20 protein-coding genes and 1 tRNA gene are annotated in these 18,210 nt (G+C 66.8%); 3 read left to right on the forward strand and 18 right to left on the reverse strand.

The window, feature by feature from the left end; genetic code table 11:
- Nucleotides 1-17: 17 nt before the first annotated feature.
- Nucleotides 18-812, reverse strand: a complete 795-nt coding sequence (locus FHS97_RS00595; protein WP_184032396.1) for an MIP/aquaporin family protein — start codon at nucleotides 810-812, stop codon at nucleotides 18-20.
- Nucleotides 813-912: 100 nt separating this feature from the next.
- On the opposite strand from FHS97_RS00595, the gene FHS97_RS00600 reads away from it, so the two are divergent.
- Nucleotides 913-2,466, forward strand: coding sequence for a glycerol-3-phosphate dehydrogenase (locus FHS97_RS00600; RefSeq protein WP_184032398.1), 1,554 nt, complete (start codon nucleotides 913-915; stop codon nucleotides 2,464-2,466).
- Here FHS97_RS00600 and FHS97_RS00605 read toward each other — a convergent pair.
- From FHS97_RS00605 to rpsB, 13 genes are all read right to left on the reverse strand, one after another.
- The gene (locus FHS97_RS00605) at nucleotides 2,460-2,783 is read right to left on the reverse strand and encodes a PilZ domain-containing protein (protein ID WP_184032400.1); all 324 of its coding nucleotides are present in this window, start codon (nucleotides 2,781-2,783) and stop codon (nucleotides 2,460-2,462) included. The two genes, FHS97_RS00600 and FHS97_RS00605, sit on opposite strands and share 7 nt — an antisense overlap.
- A 50-nt stretch (nucleotides 2,784-2,833) precedes the next feature.
- Nucleotides 2,834-3,064: a 50S ribosomal protein L31 gene (gene rpmE / locus FHS97_RS00610; RefSeq protein ID WP_159757289.1), complete on the reverse strand. Its 231-nt coding sequence runs from the start codon at nucleotides 3,062-3,064 to the stop codon at nucleotides 2,834-2,836.
- 92 nt (nucleotides 3,065-3,156) lie between these two features.
- A complete protein-coding gene (gene fabZ, locus FHS97_RS00615) occupies nucleotides 3,157-3,645 on the reverse strand; it encodes a 3-hydroxyacyl-ACP dehydratase FabZ (RefSeq protein WP_343053337.1) in 489 nt (162 codons plus the stop codon).
- The gene (locus FHS97_RS00620; protein ID WP_184032402.1) at nucleotides 3,642-4,307 is read right to left on the reverse strand and encodes an OmpH family outer membrane protein; all 666 of its coding nucleotides are present in this window, start codon (nucleotides 4,305-4,307) and stop codon (nucleotides 3,642-3,644) included. The genes fabZ and FHS97_RS00620 overlap by 4 nt, the downstream gene beginning before the upstream one ends.
- Nucleotides 4,307-6,979, reverse strand: coding sequence for an outer membrane protein assembly factor BamA (gene bamA / locus FHS97_RS00625; protein WP_184033000.1), 2,673 nt, complete (start codon nucleotides 6,977-6,979; stop codon nucleotides 4,307-4,309). Before bamA ends, FHS97_RS00620 begins: the two co-directional genes overlap by 1 nt.
- Nucleotides 6,980-7,118: 139 nt before the next feature.
- Nucleotides 7,119-8,252: a M50 family metallopeptidase gene (locus FHS97_RS00630; protein WP_184032404.1), complete on the reverse strand. Its 1,134-nt coding sequence runs from the start codon at nucleotides 8,250-8,252 to the stop codon at nucleotides 7,119-7,121.
- Nucleotides 8,249-9,406 (reverse strand): 1-deoxy-D-xylulose-5-phosphate reductoisomerase, encoded by a 1,158-nt coding sequence (locus FHS97_RS00635; RefSeq protein WP_184032406.1) that lies wholly within the window; start codon nucleotides 9,404-9,406, stop codon nucleotides 8,249-8,251. The genes FHS97_RS00630 and FHS97_RS00635 overlap by 4 nt, the downstream gene beginning before the upstream one ends.
- Nucleotides 9,403-10,236: a phosphatidate cytidylyltransferase gene (locus FHS97_RS00640; protein ID WP_184032408.1), complete on the reverse strand. Its 834-nt coding sequence runs from the start codon at nucleotides 10,234-10,236 to the stop codon at nucleotides 9,403-9,405. The genes FHS97_RS00635 and FHS97_RS00640 overlap by 4 nt, the downstream gene beginning before the upstream one ends.
- A 10-nt stretch (nucleotides 10,237-10,246) precedes the next feature.
- Nucleotides 10,247-10,978 (reverse strand): isoprenyl transferase, encoded by a 732-nt coding sequence (locus tag FHS97_RS00645; RefSeq protein ID WP_184032410.1) that lies wholly within the window; start codon nucleotides 10,976-10,978, stop codon nucleotides 10,247-10,249.
- A gap of 28 nt (nucleotides 10,979-11,006) precedes the next feature.
- A complete protein-coding gene (gene frr / locus FHS97_RS00650) occupies nucleotides 11,007-11,564 on the reverse strand; it encodes a ribosome recycling factor (protein ID WP_184032412.1) in 558 nt (185 codons plus the stop codon).
- Complete coding sequence (gene pyrH / locus FHS97_RS00655) at nucleotides 11,551-12,294, reverse strand: UMP kinase (RefSeq protein WP_184032414.1); 744 nt, start codon at nucleotides 12,292-12,294, stop codon at nucleotides 11,551-11,553. Before pyrH ends, frr begins: the two co-directional genes overlap by 14 nt.
- Nucleotides 12,295-12,486: 192 nt before the next feature.
- Complete coding sequence (tsf, locus tag FHS97_RS00660) at nucleotides 12,487-13,419, reverse strand: translation elongation factor Ts (protein WP_184032416.1); 933 nt, start codon at nucleotides 13,417-13,419, stop codon at nucleotides 12,487-12,489.
- A 109-nt stretch (nucleotides 13,420-13,528) separates the two neighbouring features.
- Complete coding sequence (gene rpsB, locus FHS97_RS00665) at nucleotides 13,529-14,332, reverse strand: 30S ribosomal protein S2 (protein ID WP_184032418.1); 804 nt, start codon at nucleotides 14,330-14,332, stop codon at nucleotides 13,529-13,531.
- 292 nt (nucleotides 14,333-14,624) lie between these two features.
- Here rpsB and FHS97_RS00670 point away from each other — a divergent pair, with 292 nt between their 5' ends.
- Nucleotides 14,625-14,867, forward strand: coding sequence for a hypothetical protein (locus FHS97_RS00670; protein WP_184032420.1), 243 nt, complete (start codon nucleotides 14,625-14,627; stop codon nucleotides 14,865-14,867).
- Here FHS97_RS00670 and FHS97_RS00675 read toward each other — a convergent pair.
- Nucleotides 14,803-15,615, reverse strand: coding sequence for a CDP-alcohol phosphatidyltransferase family protein (locus FHS97_RS00675; protein WP_184032422.1), 813 nt, complete (start codon nucleotides 15,613-15,615; stop codon nucleotides 14,803-14,805). The genes FHS97_RS00670 and FHS97_RS00675 overlap by 65 nt on opposite strands.
- A 4-nt stretch (nucleotides 15,616-15,619) precedes the next feature.
- Nucleotides 15,620-16,342: a phosphatidylserine decarboxylase gene (locus FHS97_RS00680; protein ID WP_184032424.1), complete on the reverse strand. Its 723-nt coding sequence runs from the start codon at nucleotides 16,340-16,342 to the stop codon at nucleotides 15,620-15,622.
- Nucleotides 16,343-16,449: 107 nt separating this feature from the next.
- Between FHS97_RS00680 and FHS97_RS00685 the strand changes: the two genes are divergently transcribed.
- Nucleotides 16,450-17,670 carry an NADP-dependent isocitrate dehydrogenase gene (locus tag FHS97_RS00685; RefSeq protein WP_184032426.1) on the forward strand — a complete coding sequence of 407 codons (1,221 nt, stop codon included), beginning with the start codon at nucleotides 16,450-16,452 and terminating at the stop codon, nucleotides 17,668-17,670.
- Nucleotides 17,671-17,851: 181 nt separating this feature from the next.
- On the opposite strand, the gene FHS97_RS00690 is transcribed toward FHS97_RS00685, so the two are convergent.
- Nucleotides 17,852-18,055 (reverse strand): DUF5818 domain-containing protein, encoded by a 204-nt coding sequence (locus FHS97_RS00690; RefSeq protein ID WP_184032428.1) that lies wholly within the window; start codon nucleotides 18,053-18,055, stop codon nucleotides 17,852-17,854.
- A gap of 53 nt (nucleotides 18,056-18,108) precedes the next feature.
- Nucleotides 18,109-18,184 (reverse strand) — tRNA-Ile (locus FHS97_RS00695).
- Between the last annotated feature and the right edge of the window lie 26 nt (nucleotides 18,185-18,210).

Consider the following 18,210-nt stretch of genomic DNA (forward strand, 5'->3'; position numbering starts at 1 on the left):
GTCTTTCTCCTCGACTCTCAGTGATGCGCGTGGGGCGGCAGGTACGGCCGCACCAGATATTGGTAGACGCTCGCCCCGGTGACGCCGCCGACCAGCGGTCCGGCGATGGGCACCCACCAGTAATTGCCCGGTCCCGGCAGCGCACTCTCACCCCAGCCCATCAGCCAGCAGAACAGCCGCGGACCGAAATCCCGCGCCGGGTTGATCGGCCAGCCCTCCAGATAGCCGGCCGCGGCGCCGATGCACGCCACCAGCAGGCCGATGATCAGCGCGCTGGCATTCGCCATCGGCGCCTGCGTGTTGAACTCGTCGGTGATCGCGAAGATGCCAAGCAACAGGATCGCGGTCAGCACCACCTCGTCCCAAAAGGCATGAACCGGGGTGATATGCGCACCCGGCGCGGTGAAGAACACCCCGGCCGCGCCGCCGCCCGCGCGAGTCAGCCCGTGCGCGCTGTTAAACGCCTCGATCACCGGCCCGAACAATTGATAGACCAGCGCCGCCCCGATCATCGCGCCGATCACCTGCGCCACCACGTACGGCAGCACCTTGCGCTTGGGAAAGTCCCGGAAGATCGCCAGCGCGAGCGTCACCGCCGGATTGGCATGCGTTCCGGACACCGCGCCGGTCACATAGATCGCCAGCGTCACCGCCAGCCCCCAGGCGATGCAGACGCCCCAGTAAGCGGTGGCATAAGGGCTGGGATCGTAGAGGATCAGCATCGCCGCCGCGGAATCGCCCAGCGTGATGATGATCGTCACCGCCAGTGCCTCGGCGATCAATTCGCCCCTGAAGCCATGCTGCCCCGTCATGCGCCGCCCTCCCCTGCGCCTCGTGCGGGCGCTGGCTGATACCTTCCTGTGTTTGCAACGAAGGTCAATGCCGGTTTGAAGCGTCGCCCACACTTGGCATATGTTGGCGCACTATCTTAGCGACGAGGCGCCTGTGCAGCATTCGACCGAACCAGCCGCCTCTGACACCGACCTGCTGATCGTCGGCGGCGGCATCAACGGCACCGGGATCGCGCGCGACGCGGCGGGGCGGGGACTGTCGGTCATGCTTGTCGAGCAGGACGATCTGGCGAGCCACACCTCATCCGCCTCCACCAAGCTGATCCACGGCGGTCTGCGCTATCTCGAATATCGCGAGTTCCGGCTGGTCCGCGAGGCATTGATCGAGCGCGAGCGGCTGTGGCGGATGGCACCGCACATCATCTGGCCGCTCGAGTTCGTCCTGCCGCAAGGCAATTCGCCGCGCCCGGCCTGGCTCGTACGGCTCGGGCTGTTCCTCTACGACCATCTCGGCGGGCGGAAGCGCCTGCCCGCGACCCGCACCGTGGCGCTCGATCACGACCCTGTCGGTCTCGGGCTGAAGCCCGGCGATCCCAAGGCGTTCGTCTATTCGGATTGCTGGGTCGAGGACAGTCGGCTGGTCGTGCTGAACGCGCGCGACGCCGCCGATCGTGGCGCAACCATCCTGACGCGCACCCGGCTGGTCGACGCCCGTCGCGACGCCGGCGGATGGGCCGCGACGATCGCCGATGACAAGGGTGAGCGGACGGTTCGGGCGCGCGCGCTCGTCAACGCCGCCGGGCCATGGGTCGCCGAGGTGCTCGGCAAGGTGCCCGATGCGCGACGCGACCGCAGTGTACGACTGGTCAAGGGCAGTCACATCGTCGTGCCGCGGCTTTACGACGGTGCGCATGCCTTCCTGCTCCAGAACCCCGACCGGCGGGTGGTGTTCGCGATCCCCTATGAGCAGCAGTACACGCTCGTCGGCACCACCGACGAGGCCTGGCAGGGTGAGCCGGGTCGCGCGACGATCGACGCGGCCGAAACAGCGTACCTGCTCGAAACGATCGACCGCTATTTCGAGCGGCCCGTGGCACCGGCGGAGATCGTCTGGAGCTATTCCGGCATCCGTCCGCTCTACGACGATCACGCCGCCAGCGCCTCTGCGGTCACCCGCGACTATGTGATCGATCTGGATACGGGCGAGGACGGCGCGCCGATGCTCAGCATCTTTGGTGGCAAGATCACGACCTATCGCAAGCTTGCGGAACATGCACTGCAGGAACTCGCGCGCTTCTTCCCGGCGGCGGGGCCGGCATGGACCGCGGGGGCGGCGCTGCCCGGCGGCGATCTGCCGGACGGCGATTTTGATCGCTATCTCGCCACGCTGGGGCAACGCTATCCCGCGTTCCCGGCACCCCTGCTCCGCCGCCTCGCACGTGCCTATGGCACATGGGTGGAGCGCTTGCTGGCCGACGCGCAGAGCCCAGCCGATCTTGGCGAGGAGCTTGGCGGCGGGTTGTTCGGTCGCGAGGTCGACTATCTCAGAACAGTCGAGTGGGCGCGTTCAGCCGAGGACATCCTCTATCGACGCAGCAAGCTCGGCCTGCACGTCCCGGCCGGCACCGCCGCGCGTGTCGATCGCTATCTGGCCGGCCTTGCCGACGATCAGTGAATGAGCCCGTGACGACTGACCAAGGCGTTGAAGGCATCGGCCGAAAGCGGTGAGGCGAAGACGCACCCCGCCACCAGATCGTCCGCCCACACCACCATCGCGGCGATCATGCCGAGCCCCGGCAGGTTCAGCCAGATCGGCTGGTTACGGTCCATACTGGAAAAGGTCAGCAGGCGGCAGCCGTGCTCCGACAGATCGACGACCTTGCACAGGGTGCGGGCCATGCCGCTCTGCTCGGCAGGAGTCTCAAGCTCCAGCCGCGCGCGCTTGCTGCGGCGGAGCGGGCGAGCGGCAGGGGTATATTCGGCTGCGAACATGGCGGCGACCCTACGCCGCCATGCTTAACGCGAAGTTAAGGCTGTCGCGCTTACTTGCGCAGCGTGAGCCCGCCACCGAAGCGCTTGTTGAAGCGCGCGACCTGGCCGCCCGAGTCAAGCAGCTGACCGCGGCCGCCGGTCCATGCCGGGTGCGCCAGCGGGTCGATTTCCAGCGTCATCGTGTCGCCTTCCTTGCCCCAGGTGGAGCGGGTCTCGTACACGGTGCCGTCGGTCATCTGGACCTTGATCATGTGATAGTCGGGATGCGTGTCTTTCTTCATGGTCGTGCTCCGAAATGGCTGGTTCCGACCAGCCTGAAAGGAAGGCGCGCGCCTAATCGAAACGCGCGCCGAAGTCAAAGTCTGTGGTGCGATCAGCCGCGCTTGGGCGGGTCCGCGATCATCGCCGTGAAATTGGCTTCCGCGGCGACCTGACCGTCGATCTTCGCCACCCCGGCGAACTTGCACACCGACGAGCGCTTCTGCACGAACGCGACCTCGAGCGAGAGCAGCACGCCGGGTTCGACCGGCTTGCGGAACTTAGCCCCCTCGATGGCCATGAAATAGACCAGCTTGCCCGAGCCGGCGAGCCCGAGGCTCTCGACCGCGAGCACGCCCGCTGCCTGCGCCAGCGCCTCTACGATCAGCACGCCCGGCATGATCGGGCGTCCGGGGAAATGCCCCTGGAAGAAACCTTCGTTGATCGTCACGGCCTTGGTCGCGCGGATCGAGCGATCGCGAACGATCTCCTCGACCCGGTCGACCAGCAGCATCGGATAACGATGCGGCAGCACCGCCACCACGTCCACGATGTCGAGCGGGCCGATCGGCCCGCCCGTCGTGTCGGCCGGCGCGTCGCTCACCGGCCGGTGGGCGCGCGGGTGGTTGCGGCCGGAGCCGCGGCGGCAGCGGCCGGCGCTGCGGCGCCCTGCGCGTCACCTTGTTGGCCCGGCTGCCAGTTCGCCGGCGGCGTGATGCCGACGGTCGGCACGAGACGGTCGAGCTCGGCGGTGATCGCCGCGGTGATGTCGGCGGTCGGCTGCGCGAACAGCGCCGAGTTCGGCCGCAGCAGCAGGCTGACGTTCTTGGCGCGCACCGCGCCGTTCACCGCGTCGGGCAGCTTGGCCGAGATCTGCTCGATCGCATAGGCCTGCGCGCGGCTCGCCGGCGCGGTCAGCCGCTGCAGCTCGGCATTGGCGGTCTGTTCGCGGGTCTGGATCGCCTGCGCCTGCGTACGCAGCGACGCCTCGGTCGCACCCGGGGCGGCGGCGGCCTTCTGATAGGCGGCGACGAGCGGCTGCAACTCGGTGGTGATCGCCTGGCGACGCGTGTTCGCCTGATCGAGCTGCGCCTTGTAGGTCGTCTGGATCTGCGTGCGCGCGGTCGCCCACGCCTTGGAATTGGCCACCGCCGCCTCGGGATCGCCCACGGCGATGCCGGCGACCTGCGCGGTCGCGGTGGCGGCGGTGAACGCGCCCGGCGTCACGAGCGCCGCGGCGAGCAGGAGGTGCTTGAAGTTGGTCATCAGAACTGAGTCCCTACGTTGAAGGTGATAAGCTTGCGGTCGTCGCCCGGCTGCGAGATCAGCGCTTTGGCGAGATCGATGCGGAGCGGGCCGAATGGCGAATTCCAGTTCACGCCGATACCCACCGAGACACGCGGCCGCGCCGAATTGCCAAGGAATTGCTCGTCAAACGGCTGCGACGCAATCTGCGGCGAGTTGGGGACAATACCGTTACACCCGCCATTGCCGTTCGGAATACCGGCGGCGCAGGTGGTCGGCACCAGCACGCCCGCCGCATTGACGTACGAATAAAGCGGGTTGCCCGCAGTGTCCTTGACCGGCAGCGGCAGCACGACGGTGTTGCCATTGGCGTCGGTCGTGGTCGGGAAGACCGCGGTCGGCAATGGCCGGGTGATGTTGAACAGGCTGCCGAACTGCGCATAGATCGACGGCCGCAGCCCCATCTCGCGCGCGCCCGAACCGAGCGGCAGCTCGACCTCGAAGCGCCCGAGATAATAAGCGGTGCCGCCCAGCGCGTCATCGACGAGCTGATCGCGGTCGGTGATGAGCACCTGCTTGCCGGCGGAATCGGTCGTGTAATAACGCCGCTGCACGCGCGGCCCGACACCGCGAATGTCGAAGCCGCGGAACTGCGGCTCGCCGAGATAGAAGCGGTCGTTGATGCGGATCCGGTCGATCCCCTCGCCGCGCGATTTCTCGAGCGACTTGATATAGCCGCCCTCGCCGACGAACGACCCGATGAAGCCGCTGCCCAGATTGACGAACTTCGAGAAGTCGAGCTTGGAGCGCAGATACTTCACGTCGCCGCCCAGCCCGGCGAAATCCTGGCTGAACACGAAGCGCTGCCCTGCGGTCGGGCGCAGGCGGCTGTTGAGGCTGTCGAAGATCAGCGAATAGCCGACCGACGAGGTCAGGCGATTGCCGAGCGAATCGCACAGATAGCGTCCGGCCTTGAGCGGATCGCACTTGCCGTTGGTATAGAAGCTGTTCTGGTCGAGCCCGACTTCGTCATAGGAGAAGCCGTAGCGACCGGCGAGCTGCCAATATTCGGTCAGCGGCACACCGGTGCGCACCTGGAAGCCGGTCGAAACCTGGCTGTAGGTGGTGTTGCGATTGGTGCCGATGAAGTTGAACGCATTGTAATCACGGCGGAACACGTCGACACCGAGCGCAATGTTCTTGTCGAAAATGTACGGCTCGGTGAAGCCGAGCTGGATCGACTTCGAATAGGTCGAGTAATTCACGCCGGCGCTGAGCGTCTGGCCCTTGCCGCGGAAGTTGTTCTGCGTGATGTTCGCCTGGATGATGAAGCGCTCGAGGCTCGAGAAGCCCGCCGAGAGCTGTAGCTGGCCGGTCGAACGCTCCTCGACATTGGCTTCGAGCACGACACGATCAGCGGCCGAACCCGGCGTCTGCTTGATCTCGAACTTGTCCTGAAAGAAGCCCAGCGAGTTGACGCGGTCCTGCGAGCGCTTGACCTGGAAGCTGTTGAACGCGTCACCCTCGCCGAGGCGTACCTCGCGGCGGATCACCTTGTCCTGCGTCTGCGTGTTCCCGGTGATGTCGACACGCTCGACATAGGTACGCTGCGCCTGGCCGATGTGGAAGTTGATCGACATCGTCAACGATTCGCGATCGCGCTGATATTCCGGCTGAACGTTGCTGAACGCATAGCCGAACAGCCCGGCGGTCTCGCTCAGATTGTCGATCGTGTCCTCGACCAGCTTGGCATTGTACCAGTCGCCCTTCTTGATCGGCAGCCCGGCGGCGAGCTTCTTGCCGTCGAAGTCGCGGATATCGCTGTCAACGGTCACGTCGCCGAACTTATAGCGCGGCCCTTCCTCCACCACATAGGTGATGATGAAGTCCTTGCGGTCCGGGGTCAGCTCGGCGACCGCCGAGGTCACGCGGAAATCGGCATAGCCTTCGGTAAGATAGAATTGCCGCAGCTTCTGCTGGTCGTAGGCGAGGCGATCCTGATCGTAGGACGTGCCCGACGACAGGAGCCGATAGAAGCGGGCTTCCTTGGTCGCCATCTGGGCGCGCAGCTTGCCGTCGTCGAATACCTGATTGCCGATGATGTTGATCTGGCGGACCTTCGACTTCGGCCCCTCGCTCACCTCGAAGATCACGTCGACGCGGTTCTGGTCGAGGCTGACCATCTTCGGCTGAACGGTCGCGGCAAAGCGGCCCTGCCGACGATACAGCTCGATGATCCGCGCCACGTCGGCGCGCACGGCGGAGCGGGTGAAGATCTGCCGCGGCTTGAGGCGCACTTCCTTGCCGATCTTGTCTTCTTTCAGGCGCTTGTTGCCCTCGAAGATCACGCGGTTGATGATCGGGTTCTCGCGGACGCGGATCACGATGTTGCCGGTCGCCGCGCCGTCGATCTGCACGTCGGCGAACAGGTCGCTGGCGTACAGGTCCTTGATCGCCTGATCGAGCGTCTCGTTGGTGTAGCTGTCGCCCTGCCGCAGCTTGGTATAGCTCAGCGCCGTCTCCGGCTCGATCCGCTGCGTCCCCTCGACGCGCAGCGAGGTGATCGTGCGTGCGGCCGGCTGGGCGATCGCCGGTGCCTGCGCCGCGGCCGGGGCGGTCGCGGCCTGACGGGCGGGCGCGTTGGCGGCCGGGCGCGTCTGGGCGGTCGCGGCCAGCGGCACACCGGCCAGCATGGTGCAGCCCAGCAAGGTCGCCGAGGCACGCGCCCGCGAAGTCGAAGTGTTCAGCACCGTCACTGCAATCCTACCCGAGAGTAAACGCCGTCCATCCAGGCCCGGTCTTCGGCGCGTGCGCCGCCCTGCCTCACCTTGCTCACCCGATCAACCCGGCCAGATGTCGCCACAGGCCGAAGTTGCCGAGATCGTTGAAGGTCACCAGCAACATCAGGGCAAGCACCGCCACCAGCCCGCCGCGATACGCCCACTCCACCGCCTCCGGCGCAACCGGCCGACGTCGCACCGCCTCGATCGCATAGAAGAGCAGATGCCCGCCATCGAGCATCGGCACTGGCAGCAGGTTGATGAACCCGAGATTGATCGACACCAAGGCGATCAGGAAAACGAAGGCGTCCGGCCCCAGCGTGATCTGCTCGCCCGACACCTTGGCGATCGACAGCGGCCCGCCGAGTTCCTTGACCGACCGGCGGCCGGAGATGATCTGCCCGATTGTCTCGACCATCATCTCGACGATCTGCCCGGTGCGCCGCACGGCGATCACCGGCGCTTCCAGCACGCCGACCGGCTCGATCACCGGCGCGGCCGGCGAGATGCCAAGCAACCCGACACGGTAGCTGTTGCCGAAGCGATCGCGCTGCTCCTGCGTGCCGATCACCGCCTCGACGCTCGCCGGGCTGGCGCCACGCACGTAGTCGACGCGCACCCGCTCGCCCGCCCGGATCTTCACGAACCGCACCATGTCCTCGAACGTCTCGACCGGTCGCCCGCCGAGCGCGGTCACCCGGTCGCCCGCCCGCAGGCCTGCCGCCGCGGCGGCGGTACCGGGGATCGCCTGTCCAACGACGCTCGGCGTCCGTGCATCGCCATAAGCGATCGCGAAGCCGGCAAGGATCAGGATCGCGAGCACGAAATTCACGAACGGCCCGGCGGCGACGATGATCGCGCGCTGCCACACCGGCTTGGCCTGAAAGGTTTGCGCGCGCTCGGCGGGGGGCAGCGCCAACCACTCGCCGGTCGACTGGCTCGCCGGGTTCATGTCGCCCGCGAACTTCACATAGCCACCGAGCGGCAGCAGCGCGAGCTTCCAGCGGGTCCCGCGCCGGTCGGTCCAGCCTGCCAGCTCACGCCCGAAGCCGATCGAAAAGGCATCCGCCTTCACGCCGAACCAGCGCCCGGCGAGATAATGTCCCATCTCATGGATGAAGACGAGCGGACCGATCACCAAAAAGAAGGCGAGAACGGTCAGCATTAGTCCGGGGGTCTGGATCAAGCCACGCAATCCTTCACGCGCTCGCCCGCCAGTCGCCGCGCTTCCGCATCGACGTGGAGCACCGCGTCGAGCGTTTCCGGCGCGGCCGGGTCGTAGCGCTGCAGGGTATCGTCGACGATTGCGGCGATTTCAAGAAAGCCGATCGCGCCCTTCAGAAATGCCGCAACGGCGATTTCATTGGCCGCGTTGAGGATCGCCGGCCGCGCGCCGCCCGCATCCACCGCCGCCCGCGCCAACGCCAGCGATCGAAACCGTGTCTCGTCAGGCGCTTCGAAGTCGAGCCTGCCGATCCTCACGAGGTCGAGCGGCGCCATCGGCGTCGCCATCCGCTCCGGCCAGGCGAGACAATGCGCGATCGGCACGCGCATGTCGCTCGGTCCCAATTGCGCCAGCATCGACCCGTCGACGTAATCGACGAGGCTGTGGATCACCGACTGGCGATGGATGACGATCTCGATCCGCTCGGCGGGGATCGGGAACAGCGCCGCCGCCTCGATCAGCTCGAGCCCCTTGTTCATCATCGTCGCGCTGTCGACCGAAATCTTCGCGCCCATCGACCAATTGGGGTGCGCCACCGCCTGCGTCGGGGTCACGGTCGCCATCGCGTCCAGCGACCAGTCGCGAAACGGACCGCCGCTCGCGGTCAGGATGATCCGCCGGACGCGTTCGACCTGGCTGAGGTCGAGGCACTGGAAGATCGCATTATGCTCGCTGTCGGCGGGCAACAGCGTCGCGCCGTACCGCGCGGCCGCGGCGGTGATGATCGCACCCGCCGAAACCAGCGGCTCCTTGTTGGCCAGCACCACCGTGCCGCCCTGCTCGATCGCCGCCAGCGTCGGCCGCAAACCCGCACAGCCGACGATCGCTCCCATCGTCCAGTCGGCACCGTTCGCCGCGGCATCGCACACCGCCTGCGCGCCGCCGGCGGTCGCAATCCCCGTCCCCGCCAACGCATCACGCAGCGGCGGAAGGCACGCTTCGTCCGCCACCACCGCAAGTTCGGCATTCGTGCGGATCGCAGCCGCCGCCAGCCCGGCGACATCGCAATTGGCGGTCAGCGCACGCACGCGAAACGCCTCCGGCTCGCGCTCGACGAGGTCGAGCGTCGAGGTGCCGACCGACCCGGTCGCCCCCAGGACATTGACGGTCTTCATGCCGCAACGCCCGTCAGCATCAGCACCAGGATCGCGGCAACGGGGGCGACCGGCACCAGCCCGTCCAGCCGGTCGAGCACCCCGCCATGCCCCGGCAGAATATTGCCCGAGTCCTTCACCCCCGCCCGCCGCTTGAGCCAGCTCTCGTAAAGGTCGCCGACCTGCGCCAGCACCGCCAGCAACGGCGAACACATCGCGAGCGCGAGCGGTAGCCCGGCGGTGGCATGAAGCACCAACCCCAACGCGCCCGCCGCGATCGTTCCGCCGATCAGTCCCGCCCAGGTCTTGTTCGGCGACAGCCGCGGCGCCAGCTTCGGCCCGCCGATCGAACGCCCCGCAAAGAACGCGCCGATGTCGCACGCCCAGACCAGTGCCATCGCCCAGAAGGCGTAGAGCAGCCCGTGCGCGTCATGCCGCCGCAACACCACCAACGCCAACACCGGCACTCCACAATAGACGATGCCGACCGCCAGTTGCGGCAGCCGGGTAACGATCACCACGAAGAACGCCGCGCCGCCGATCAGCCCGAGCGTGAAGAAATCGTGCGGCTCGATGATCAGCCAGGCCGGCGCCATCGTCGCCAGCGGCACGCTCAGCGCCATCTGCGCCAGCCGCTTGGTCCGCGCGTCGACGTGATGAAGGTCCGACCATTCGGCCATCATGAACAGCGCGATCACCACCGCCAGCAGCCAGAATGCGATGTCGCCGACGATCAGTGCCACCGATGCTATCGCGATCATGCCGACGCTGGCGATCATCCGCAGCCGCAGGTTCGACGGCGTCCGCAACTTGGCGTCGGGCGTCGGGGGAAGCGGAGCGTCGTCGCTCATGCGGACCGGGTCACAGCCCGCCGTAGCGGCGCTGGCGACGCCCGAAGGCGTCCACCGCGCTCGCCAGCGCCTCGGCGCCGAAGTCCGGCCACAGCGTGTCGACGAACAGCAACTCGGCGTACGCGGCCTGCCACAGCAGGAAATTGGACAGCCGCTGCTCGCCCGAGGTGCGGATCAGCAAGTCGAGCGGCGGCAGATCGTGGGTTTCAAGCTGCGCCTCGATCGCCTCCGCATCGATCGTCGTCGGATCGAGCGAACCGTCGGCGGCGCGCGCCGCGAGCGACTGCGCCGCCGCGACCAGCTCGGCCTGGGCGCCATAGTTGAGCGCGATCGCGAGGATCGGGCCGCGATTGCCGGCGGTCCGTGTCAGCGCATCGTCGATCAGCGCAACGACATCTTCGGGAAAGCGGCGATAGTCGCCCAACACGCGCAAGCGCACATCCTCGCGGACCAGCTCGGCAAGATCGTTGCGGATGAAGAGCTTGAGCAGCTTCATCAGCCCGCCGATCTCCTCGGCCGGTCGACGCCAGTTCTCCGACGAGAAAGCGTAGAGCGTCAGCGCCTCGATCCCCATCGCGCGCGCCGCGCGCGTGACGGTCCGGACCGCCTCGACGCCGGCGCGATGCCCCATGGCCCGCGGCAGCCGCCGCGCCGCGGCCCAGCGACCGTTGCCGTCCATGATGATCGCCACGTGACGCGGCAGGACGGCGGGCACGGCCTGCGGGATCGCCGCGGTCGCCATCAGATCCCTCCCCGAAGCGCGCACGACGTCACTTGTTGAGGATTTCCTTTTCCTTGGCGGCCGACACCGCGTCGATCTCGGTGATCGTGGCGTCGGTCAGCTTCTGGACCTCGGTCTCCAGCCGCTTGCGATCGTCCTCGGAGATGACGTTCTTCTTCTCGTCGGTCTTCAGCGCATCCATGCCGTCGCGACGGACGTTGCGCACCGCGATCTTCGCCTTCTCGGAATATTGCCCGGCCAGCTTCGCCAGCTCCTTACGGCGCTCCTCGGTCAGATCGGGGATCGGCAGCCGCAGCGTCTGGCCGTCGTTGATCGGGTTGAGACCGAGCCCGGCCGAGCGGATCGCCTTTTCGACGGGGCCGACATTGGTCTTGTCCCAGACCTGCACCGACAGCATCCGCGGCTCGGGCACCGAGACGGTCGCGACTTGGTTGAGCGGCATGTGCGCGCCATAGACCTCGACGGTCACCGGATCGAGCAGCGACGTCGAGGCACGGCCGGTGCGCAACCCGCTCAGGTCGCCCTTCAGCGCTTCGATCGCGCCGTTCATGCGCCGCTCGAGATCGGCCTTGTCATACGCGGGCATCGATAGTCTCCATCTTCTTCTGCACGACCGTCGATACGCCCTTGCCGTCCAGCACGGCGGCGAAGTTGCCATGCTCGCGGATGTTGAACACGACGATCGGAATGTCCGAATCACGGCACAGCGCCACGGCGCTGGCATCCATCACCTTCAGGTTCTTTGCCAGCACCATGTCGTAACTGACCGTCTCATAACGCTTCGCATCGGCGACCTTCTTCGGATCGGCATCATAGACGCCGTCGACCGAGGTGCCCTTGAACAGAGCGTCGCAATTCATCTCGGCCGCGCGCAGCGCCGCGCCGCTGTCGGTGGTGAAGAACGGCGAGCCGACTCCGGCGGCGAAGATCACCACGCGGCCCTTCTCCAGATGCCGCTCGGCGCGGCGGCGGATGAACGGCTCGCACACCGAGTGCATCGGGATCGCCGACTGGACGCGCGTATCGACCCCGATCGTCTCCAGCGCGTTTTGCACCGCCAGCGCGTTCATCACCGTCGCCAGCATGCCCATATAATCGGCGGTCGCGCGCTCCATGCCATTGGCAGCACCGGAGATGCCGCGGAAGATGTTCCCGCCGCCTACGACGACGCACAGCTCATAGCCCTGCGCACGCACATCGGCGATCTCCTCGGCAACGCGCGCGGTGACCGCGGTATCGATCGCGAGCCCTCCCTGCCCCATCAGGACCTCGCCCGACAGTTTCAGCAGGATGCGTTTGTAGCGGGGCTCGGTCACGTGAATTCCGTCGTTGTGGGAGGGCGAAGCGGCGCGGACCCTAAGCGGCGGGTGCGCGGCTGGCAATGGGTTGACATGATCCGGACGCCCTCCCCGCGCCGCACAAACGCAAACCGCCGCCCCGGCCTGGACCGGAGCGGCGGCGCAATATCCGACCGGCACCGGGGGGACGCCCGCGGTGCGGCAGATGGATCAGCCCTGCGGCACACCCGAAGCGGCGGCGACCTCGGCGGCGAAGTCGGACACTTCCTTCTCGATGCCCTCGCCGAGCTGGAAGCGGACATAGTCCACCAGCTTGATCTCGGCACCGGCGTCCTTGCCGGCCTTGGCAACCACGTCGCTGATCTTGGTCTTGCCGTCCATGACGAACAGCTGGCTGACCAGCGCATGCTCCTTGCGGTACTTGGCGATCGACCCTTCGACCATCTTGGCGATGATGTCGGCCGGCTTGCCCGATTCGGACGCCTTTTCGGTCGCGATCGCGCGCTCGCGCTCGATCTCGGCCTCGTCGAGGTCGTTCTCGTTCAGCGCCTTCGGGAAGGCGGCGGCGATGTGCATCGCCAGCTGCTTGCCGAGACCCTGCAGCACGTCGTCGGCGGCATTGCTCTCCAGCGCGACCAGCACGCCGATCTTGCCGAGACCCGGTGCCTGCTGGTTGTGGACATAGGCCACGACCGCGCCGTTCGCGACGCTCAGCTGGCGTGCGCGGCGGATCGACTGATTCTCGCCGATCGTCGCGATGTTGTTGGTCAGAACCTCCTCGACGGTGGGGCCCGACGGCATCTTCTCGGCCTTGATGGCGTCGACGTCACCGCCGGTGGCGAGCGCGATCTGCGTCACTTCGCGGACGAAGTTCTGGAACTGCTCGTTCTTCGCGACGAAGTCGGTCTCGGAGTTCACCTCGACCACCGCACCCTTGGTGCCGGCGACGGCGACGCCGACCAGACCCTCGGCGGCGGTGCGGCTCGACTTCTTCTGCGCCGCGGCCAGGCCCTTGGTGCGCAGCCAGTCCAGCGCCGCATCGGTGTCGCCACCGGCCTCGTTCAGCGCCTTCTTGCAGTCCATCATGCCCGCGCCGCTCTTCTCGCGCAGGTCCTTGACCATCGCTGCCGTGATTTCGGCCATTTGACTGTCCTCGATTGTGATGGAGTCGACGCGCGGCGACATCTCCATCGCCACGCGTCGATCGGGAAATAGTGGAGGCGCCGGTTACGACGCCTCCATGACATTCGCTTTACGCGGCGGCGGGTTCGCCCTCGGCCGCTACGGGTTCCGCGGCCGGCTCGGCGGCCAGCGCCTCTTCCGCTGGCGGCTCGCTCATCGCGCCCAGATCGACGCCACGGCTCGCCTGCTGCTGCTGGTTGCCGCGGGTCGAGGCAATGGCGATCGCCTCGCAATACAGCCGGATCGCGCGCGCCGCGTCGTCATTGGCGGGCACCGGGAAAGCGATGCCGTCCGGCGACACGTTCGAATCGAGGATCGCGACGACCGGGATGCCGAGCGTGTTGGCTTCCTTGATCGCCAGCTCTTCCTTGTTGGCGTCGATCACGAACATAACGTCCGGAATGCCGCCCATGTCGCGGATGCCGCCCAGCGACAGCTCGAGCTTGTCGCGCTCGCGGGTCAGCTGAAGGACTTCCTTCTTGGTGAGGCCGGCGGTGTTGCCCGACAGCTGCTCCTCAAGGCTCTTCAGACGCTTGATCGAGTTCGAGATCGTCTTCCAGTTGGTGAGCATCCCGCCCAGCCAGCGGTGGTTGACGAAATGCTGGCCGGCGCGGCGCGCCGCCTCGGCGACCGGCTCCTGCGCCTGGCGCTTGGTGCCGACGAACAGCACCTTGCCGCCCGACGCGACCGACTGGCTGACGAAGTCGAGCGCGCGCGCGAACAGCGGCACGGTCTGCGACAGGTCGATGATGTGGACGCCGTTCCGCTCACCGAAGATGTAGGGCTTCATCTTCGGGTTCCAGCGGTGGGTCTGGTGACCGAAGTGCGCGCCGGTTTCGATGAGCTGCTGCATGGAGACGACAGGAGCCGCCATGGTGTTTTTTCCTTCCGGTTGAGCCTCTGGGGAGCGAGTGACGCGACCTGAAAGGCCAGCGCACCGGTTGATGATGCTCCCCATGCGGGGTTGAGACGCGCGCCTTAGCCGACCGCAATCTATAATGCAATCTGGGAGCGGGTGTTGACACGCGTGAACATAGATGGAACAAGGTTTTGGAACAGAGCGGGAACTCGACTGTTAAGTGTCCGCTCTGACGTTGATTTAGGAACCGTGGCGCTGTGCAGGAATTTACAGGACCACGGTTCGCACGATGTGCGAGGAGGCGAGCATGGCGACCTTGATGGCGGTGATGGTGTTCGGCGGCGCGGCCGCATTGGCGCTCTACGCGCTAGCGGCGACGGTACTGCCGCAGGCGTCGCGGATTGCCGCGGTGCTGCGCGGGCAATCCGGCAATGTACGTTTCGAGCCGCTTTCGTCGCTGGTTCGCGCCGAGCGGCGGATCGCGGTCAGGCGCTGGGCGGCAGGCTCGACGATGACGGCGGCAGCGCTGCGGCTGCGCGAAGCCGCTTGACGCGCGCATAGCTGGCGACGCTGAACGGCAGTGCGAGCAGATAGGCGATCCCCGCCGCTGCGGCAGTCTGCCACGGGGCGCTGACCGCCGCGGCACCGACCGCTACGACGATCGCGATCGCCTCGAAGCGGATGTTGGGGCGCAGCTTCAGCGATCCGGTCGAGAAGGTGGCGAGGCTCGACACCATCAGCAGCGCGACCGCGACCGCCCACGGCGCCACCAGCCGCGGATCGCGCAGGATCGGCGCCTCGGTGACGAACCACAGGAACAGCGGCAACAGCGCCAACGCGGCCCCGGCCGGTGCGGGCACCCCCGTCAGAAAGCCCGCCGATTTGTGCGGCTGGTCGTCGGCATCGATGTTGGCGTTAAATCGCGCAAGGCGCAGCGCACAGAACACCGCCAGCACGAGCGCCGCCATCCAGCCAAAGCGCGGCAGCGCGTGAAGCGACCAGAGATAGAGGATCAGCGCCGGCGAGACGCCGAACGAAATCGCGTCGGAAAGCGAATCGAGCTCAGCCCCGAACCGGCTCTCGCCATGCAGCAGCCGCGCCACGCGCCCGTCGAGCCCGTCGAGTACGCCGGCGATGAGGACCATCACCACCGCCAGCTCCCATTGCGCCGAGATCGCGAAACGGATCCCCGACAGCCCGGAGCAGAGCGCCAGGGCGGTCACCGCATTGGGAGCCACCGCGCGCAGCGGCAGGCCACCGGGCGGACGACGAAGCGGGCGACGGATCGGCGGGCGCATCGCGTTACTGCGACCTGCTGGTGATGCGCGGCACGCCGAGGCGACCGAGCACCGTCTCACCCGCCACCGCACGCTGCCCCAGCGCGACCTGCGGCTCATAACCTTCGGGCAGATAGACGTCGACGCGGCTGCCGAAGCGGATCAGTCCGACGCGCTGTCCGGCAGCGACGATGTCGCCGATCTTGGCGAAGCCGACGATGCGTCGCGCCACCAGCCCGGCGATCTGCGTGAAGCCGACGCGGCGGCCATCGAAGCTTTCGACCACGAAATGCTGGCGTTCATTCTCCTCCGACGCCTTGTCGAGATCGGCGTTGAGGAACTTGCCCGAAATATAGACGACCTGCCGGATCGTCCCCGCGATCGGCGAACGGTTGATGTGGACGTCGAACACCGACATGAACACCGACACCCGCACCATCGGCGTCTCGCCGAGGTCGCCGATCAGCTCGCGCGGCACCGGCACGCGCTCGATCATCGTGATGAGCCCGTCGGCGGGCGAGACAATCAGGTCGTCGCCGATCGGCGTGGTGCGCACCGGATCGCGGAAGAAGGCCGCCACCCACAGGGTAAGGCCTAGAAACGGCCAGAAGAACACCTTGGAGACGATGGTCATCAACAGCGTGATGCCGAACGCGATGGCCGTGAATTTCTGCCCCTCCGGGTGAACGGCGGGAAAGCGCCACTTCACGTTGGTCGTGACGACCGGGGGCTTGTCGAGCGAAGTCATCGCTTCGTCCTATCTGGCGAAGCGGGCGGTGACAACGCCGCAGGTTGATCCCCGTCCGCCTTCCCCCTATCGCCGCACCAAACCACCCACTCGAAGGACAAGCGAGCATGGCGAAGATCAAGGTTAAGACGCCCGTCGTGGAGATCGACGGCGACGAGATGACGCGGATCATCTGGGAATGGATCCGCGAGCGCCTGATCAAGCCGTACCTCGACATCGATCTCGATTATTACGATCTCGGCGTCCAGGAGCGAGACCGCACCGACGATCAGGTGACGGTGGACAGCGCCAAGGCGATCCAGAAGTATGGCGTCGGCGTGAAGTGCGCGACGATCACCCCCGACGAGCAGCGCGTTGAGGAGTTCGGCCTCAAGAAGATGTGGCGCTCGCCCAACGGCACGATCCGCAACATCCTCGGCGGCGTCGTCTTCCGCGAGCCGATCGTCATGAAGAACGTGCCCCGCCTGATCCCGGGCTGGACGCACCCGATCGTCGTCGGCCGTCACGCCTTCGGCGACCAGTACAAGGCGACCGACTTCAAGGTGCCCGGTAAGGGCAAGCTGACCATGAAATGGGAAGGCGAGAACGGCGACACGATCGAGCACGAGGTGTTCAACTTCCCGTCATCGGGTGTCGCGATGGGCATGTACAACCTCGACGAGTCGATCCGCGACTTCGCGCGCGCCTCGCTCAACTACGGGCTGGGTCGCAACTGGCCGGTGTATCTGTCGACCAAGAACACGATCCTCAAGGCCTATGACGGCCGCTTCAAGGACATCTTCGCCGAGGTGTTCGAGAGCGAGTTCGCCGAGCAGTTCAAGGCCGCGGGCATCGTTTACGAGCACCGCCTGATCGACGACATGGTGGCCTCGGCGCTGAAGTGGAACGGCGAGTTCGTCTGGGCCTGCAAGAATTATGACGGCGACGTCCAGTCGGATCAGGTCGCGCAGGGCTTCGGTTCGCTGGGGCTGATGACCTCGGTGCTGATGACCCCCGACGGCAAGACGATCGAGGCCGAGGCGGCGCACGGCACCGTCACGCGTCACTATCGCCAGCATCAGCAGGGCAAGGCGACCTCGACCAACCCGATCGCCTCGATCTTCGCCTGGACCGGCGGCCTCAAGTATCGCGGCAAGTTCGACGGCACGCCGGACGTGACGCGCTTCGCCGAGACGCTCGAGCAGGTCTGCGTCGAAACCGTCGAGAGCGGCGACATGACCAAGGACCTCGCGATTCTGATCGGTCCGGACCAGCGCTGGATGACCACCGAGCAGTTCTTCGAGGCGGTCCGCCTCAATCTCGAGAAGAAGATGGCCAACTGGGCCTGATCGGGCCGGCCGGGCGGCGGACGAACGATCCGCCGCCCGGCCATCATCAGGGCCTGATCCGGCAAAGCTGGATGGGCGGCGGCACCGGCCCGCTCCGCCACCCGACCTTTCCTTCGGGATGCGCTATGGGCGGTCGAGCGGGGAGCGAGCCGATGCCGCTTCCACGTAAGTGGATCACGCTTCAGGCGGCGCTGACGCCCTCGGCCTCGACGCGCCCCTCGGCACAGACCACCCCCTGCACGCGCACCCGCTTCTGCACGTGGTCGACGGGAACGCGCGGCAGTTCCAGCACATAGCGACCGCCGCGGTCGCATTGTAGCACGAACGCCCCATGCTCGCGCACCAACAGGCCGGTCTCGTCGATGGGGGTGCCGATGCTGCTCATGCGCGGCACATGGCGACGCCGCGTCCGCGGCGCAATGCGCCAGCGACGTGCGGTGGTGGGCCCGGCAGGACTCGAACCCGCAACCTAGCCGTTATGAGCGGCCAGCTCTAACCATTGAGCTACAGGCCCCGACACCGCGCCGCCCCGTAGCGCCG

The sequence above is a fragment of the Sphingomonas endophytica genome (assembly GCF_014199415.1).
Lineage (GTDB): Bacteria > Pseudomonadota > Alphaproteobacteria > Sphingomonadales > Sphingomonadaceae > Sphingomonas > Sphingomonas endophytica.

Excerpts from the sequence above, each read along its gene's own strand:
- FHS97_RS00645 (WP_184032410.1), bottom strand. The coding sequence starts at position 10,978 with ATGGCGACCGCGGCGATCCCGCAGGCCGTGCCCGCCGTCCTGCCGCGT.
- FHS97_RS00600 (WP_184032398.1), top strand. The coding sequence starts at position 913 with ATGTTGGCGCACTATCTTAGCGACGAGGCGCCTGTGCAGCATTCGACC.
- tsf (WP_184032416.1), bottom strand. The coding sequence starts at position 13,419 with ATGGCCGAAATCACGGCAGCGATGGTCAAGGACCTGCGCGAGAAGAGC.
- FHS97_RS00595 (WP_184032396.1), bottom strand. The coding sequence starts at position 812 with ATGACGGGGCAGCATGGCTTCAGGGGCGAATTGATCGCCGAGGCACTG.
- frr (WP_184032412.1), bottom strand. The coding sequence starts at position 11,564 with ATGCCCGCGTATGACAAGGCCGATCTCGAGCGGCGCATGAACGGCGCG.
- rpmE (WP_159757289.1), bottom strand. The coding sequence starts at position 3,064 with ATGAAGAAAGACACGCATCCCGACTATCACATGATCAAGGTCCAGATG.
- FHS97_RS00635 (WP_184032406.1), bottom strand. The coding sequence starts at position 9,406 with ATGAAGACCGTCAATGTCCTGGGGGCGACCGGGTCGGTCGGCACCTCG.
- FHS97_RS00680 (WP_184032424.1), bottom strand. The coding sequence starts at position 16,342 with ATGACTTCGCTCGACAAGCCCCCGGTCGTCACGACCAACGTGAAGTGG.
- FHS97_RS00670 (WP_184032420.1), top strand. The coding sequence starts at position 14,625 with ATGGCGACCTTGATGGCGGTGATGGTGTTCGGCGGCGCGGCCGCATTG.
- FHS97_RS00675 (WP_184032422.1), bottom strand. The coding sequence starts at position 15,615 with ATGCGCCCGCCGATCCGTCGCCCGCTTCGTCGTCCGCCCGGTGGCCTG.
- FHS97_RS00685 (WP_184032426.1), top strand. The coding sequence starts at position 16,450 with ATGGCGAAGATCAAGGTTAAGACGCCCGTCGTGGAGATCGACGGCGAC.
- FHS97_RS00605 (WP_184032400.1), bottom strand. The coding sequence starts at position 2,783 with ATGTTCGCAGCCGAATATACCCCTGCCGCTCGCCCGCTCCGCCGCAGC.
- FHS97_RS00620 (WP_184032402.1), bottom strand. The coding sequence starts at position 4,307 with ATGACCAACTTCAAGCACCTCCTGCTCGCCGCGGCGCTCGTGACGCCG.
- rpsB (WP_184032418.1), bottom strand. The coding sequence starts at position 14,332 with ATGGCGGCTCCTGTCGTCTCCATGCAGCAGCTCATCGAAACCGGCGCG.
- FHS97_RS00690 (WP_184032428.1), bottom strand. The coding sequence starts at position 18,055 with ATGAGCAGCATCGGCACCCCCATCGACGAGACCGGCCTGTTGGTGCGC.
- bamA (WP_184033000.1), bottom strand. The coding sequence starts at position 6,979 with ATGCTGGCCGGTGTGCCGCTGGCCGCGACCGCCCAGACGCGCCCGGCC.
- FHS97_RS00640 (WP_184032408.1), bottom strand. The coding sequence starts at position 10,236 with ATGAGCGACGACGCTCCGCTTCCCCCGACGCCCGACGCCAAGTTGCGG.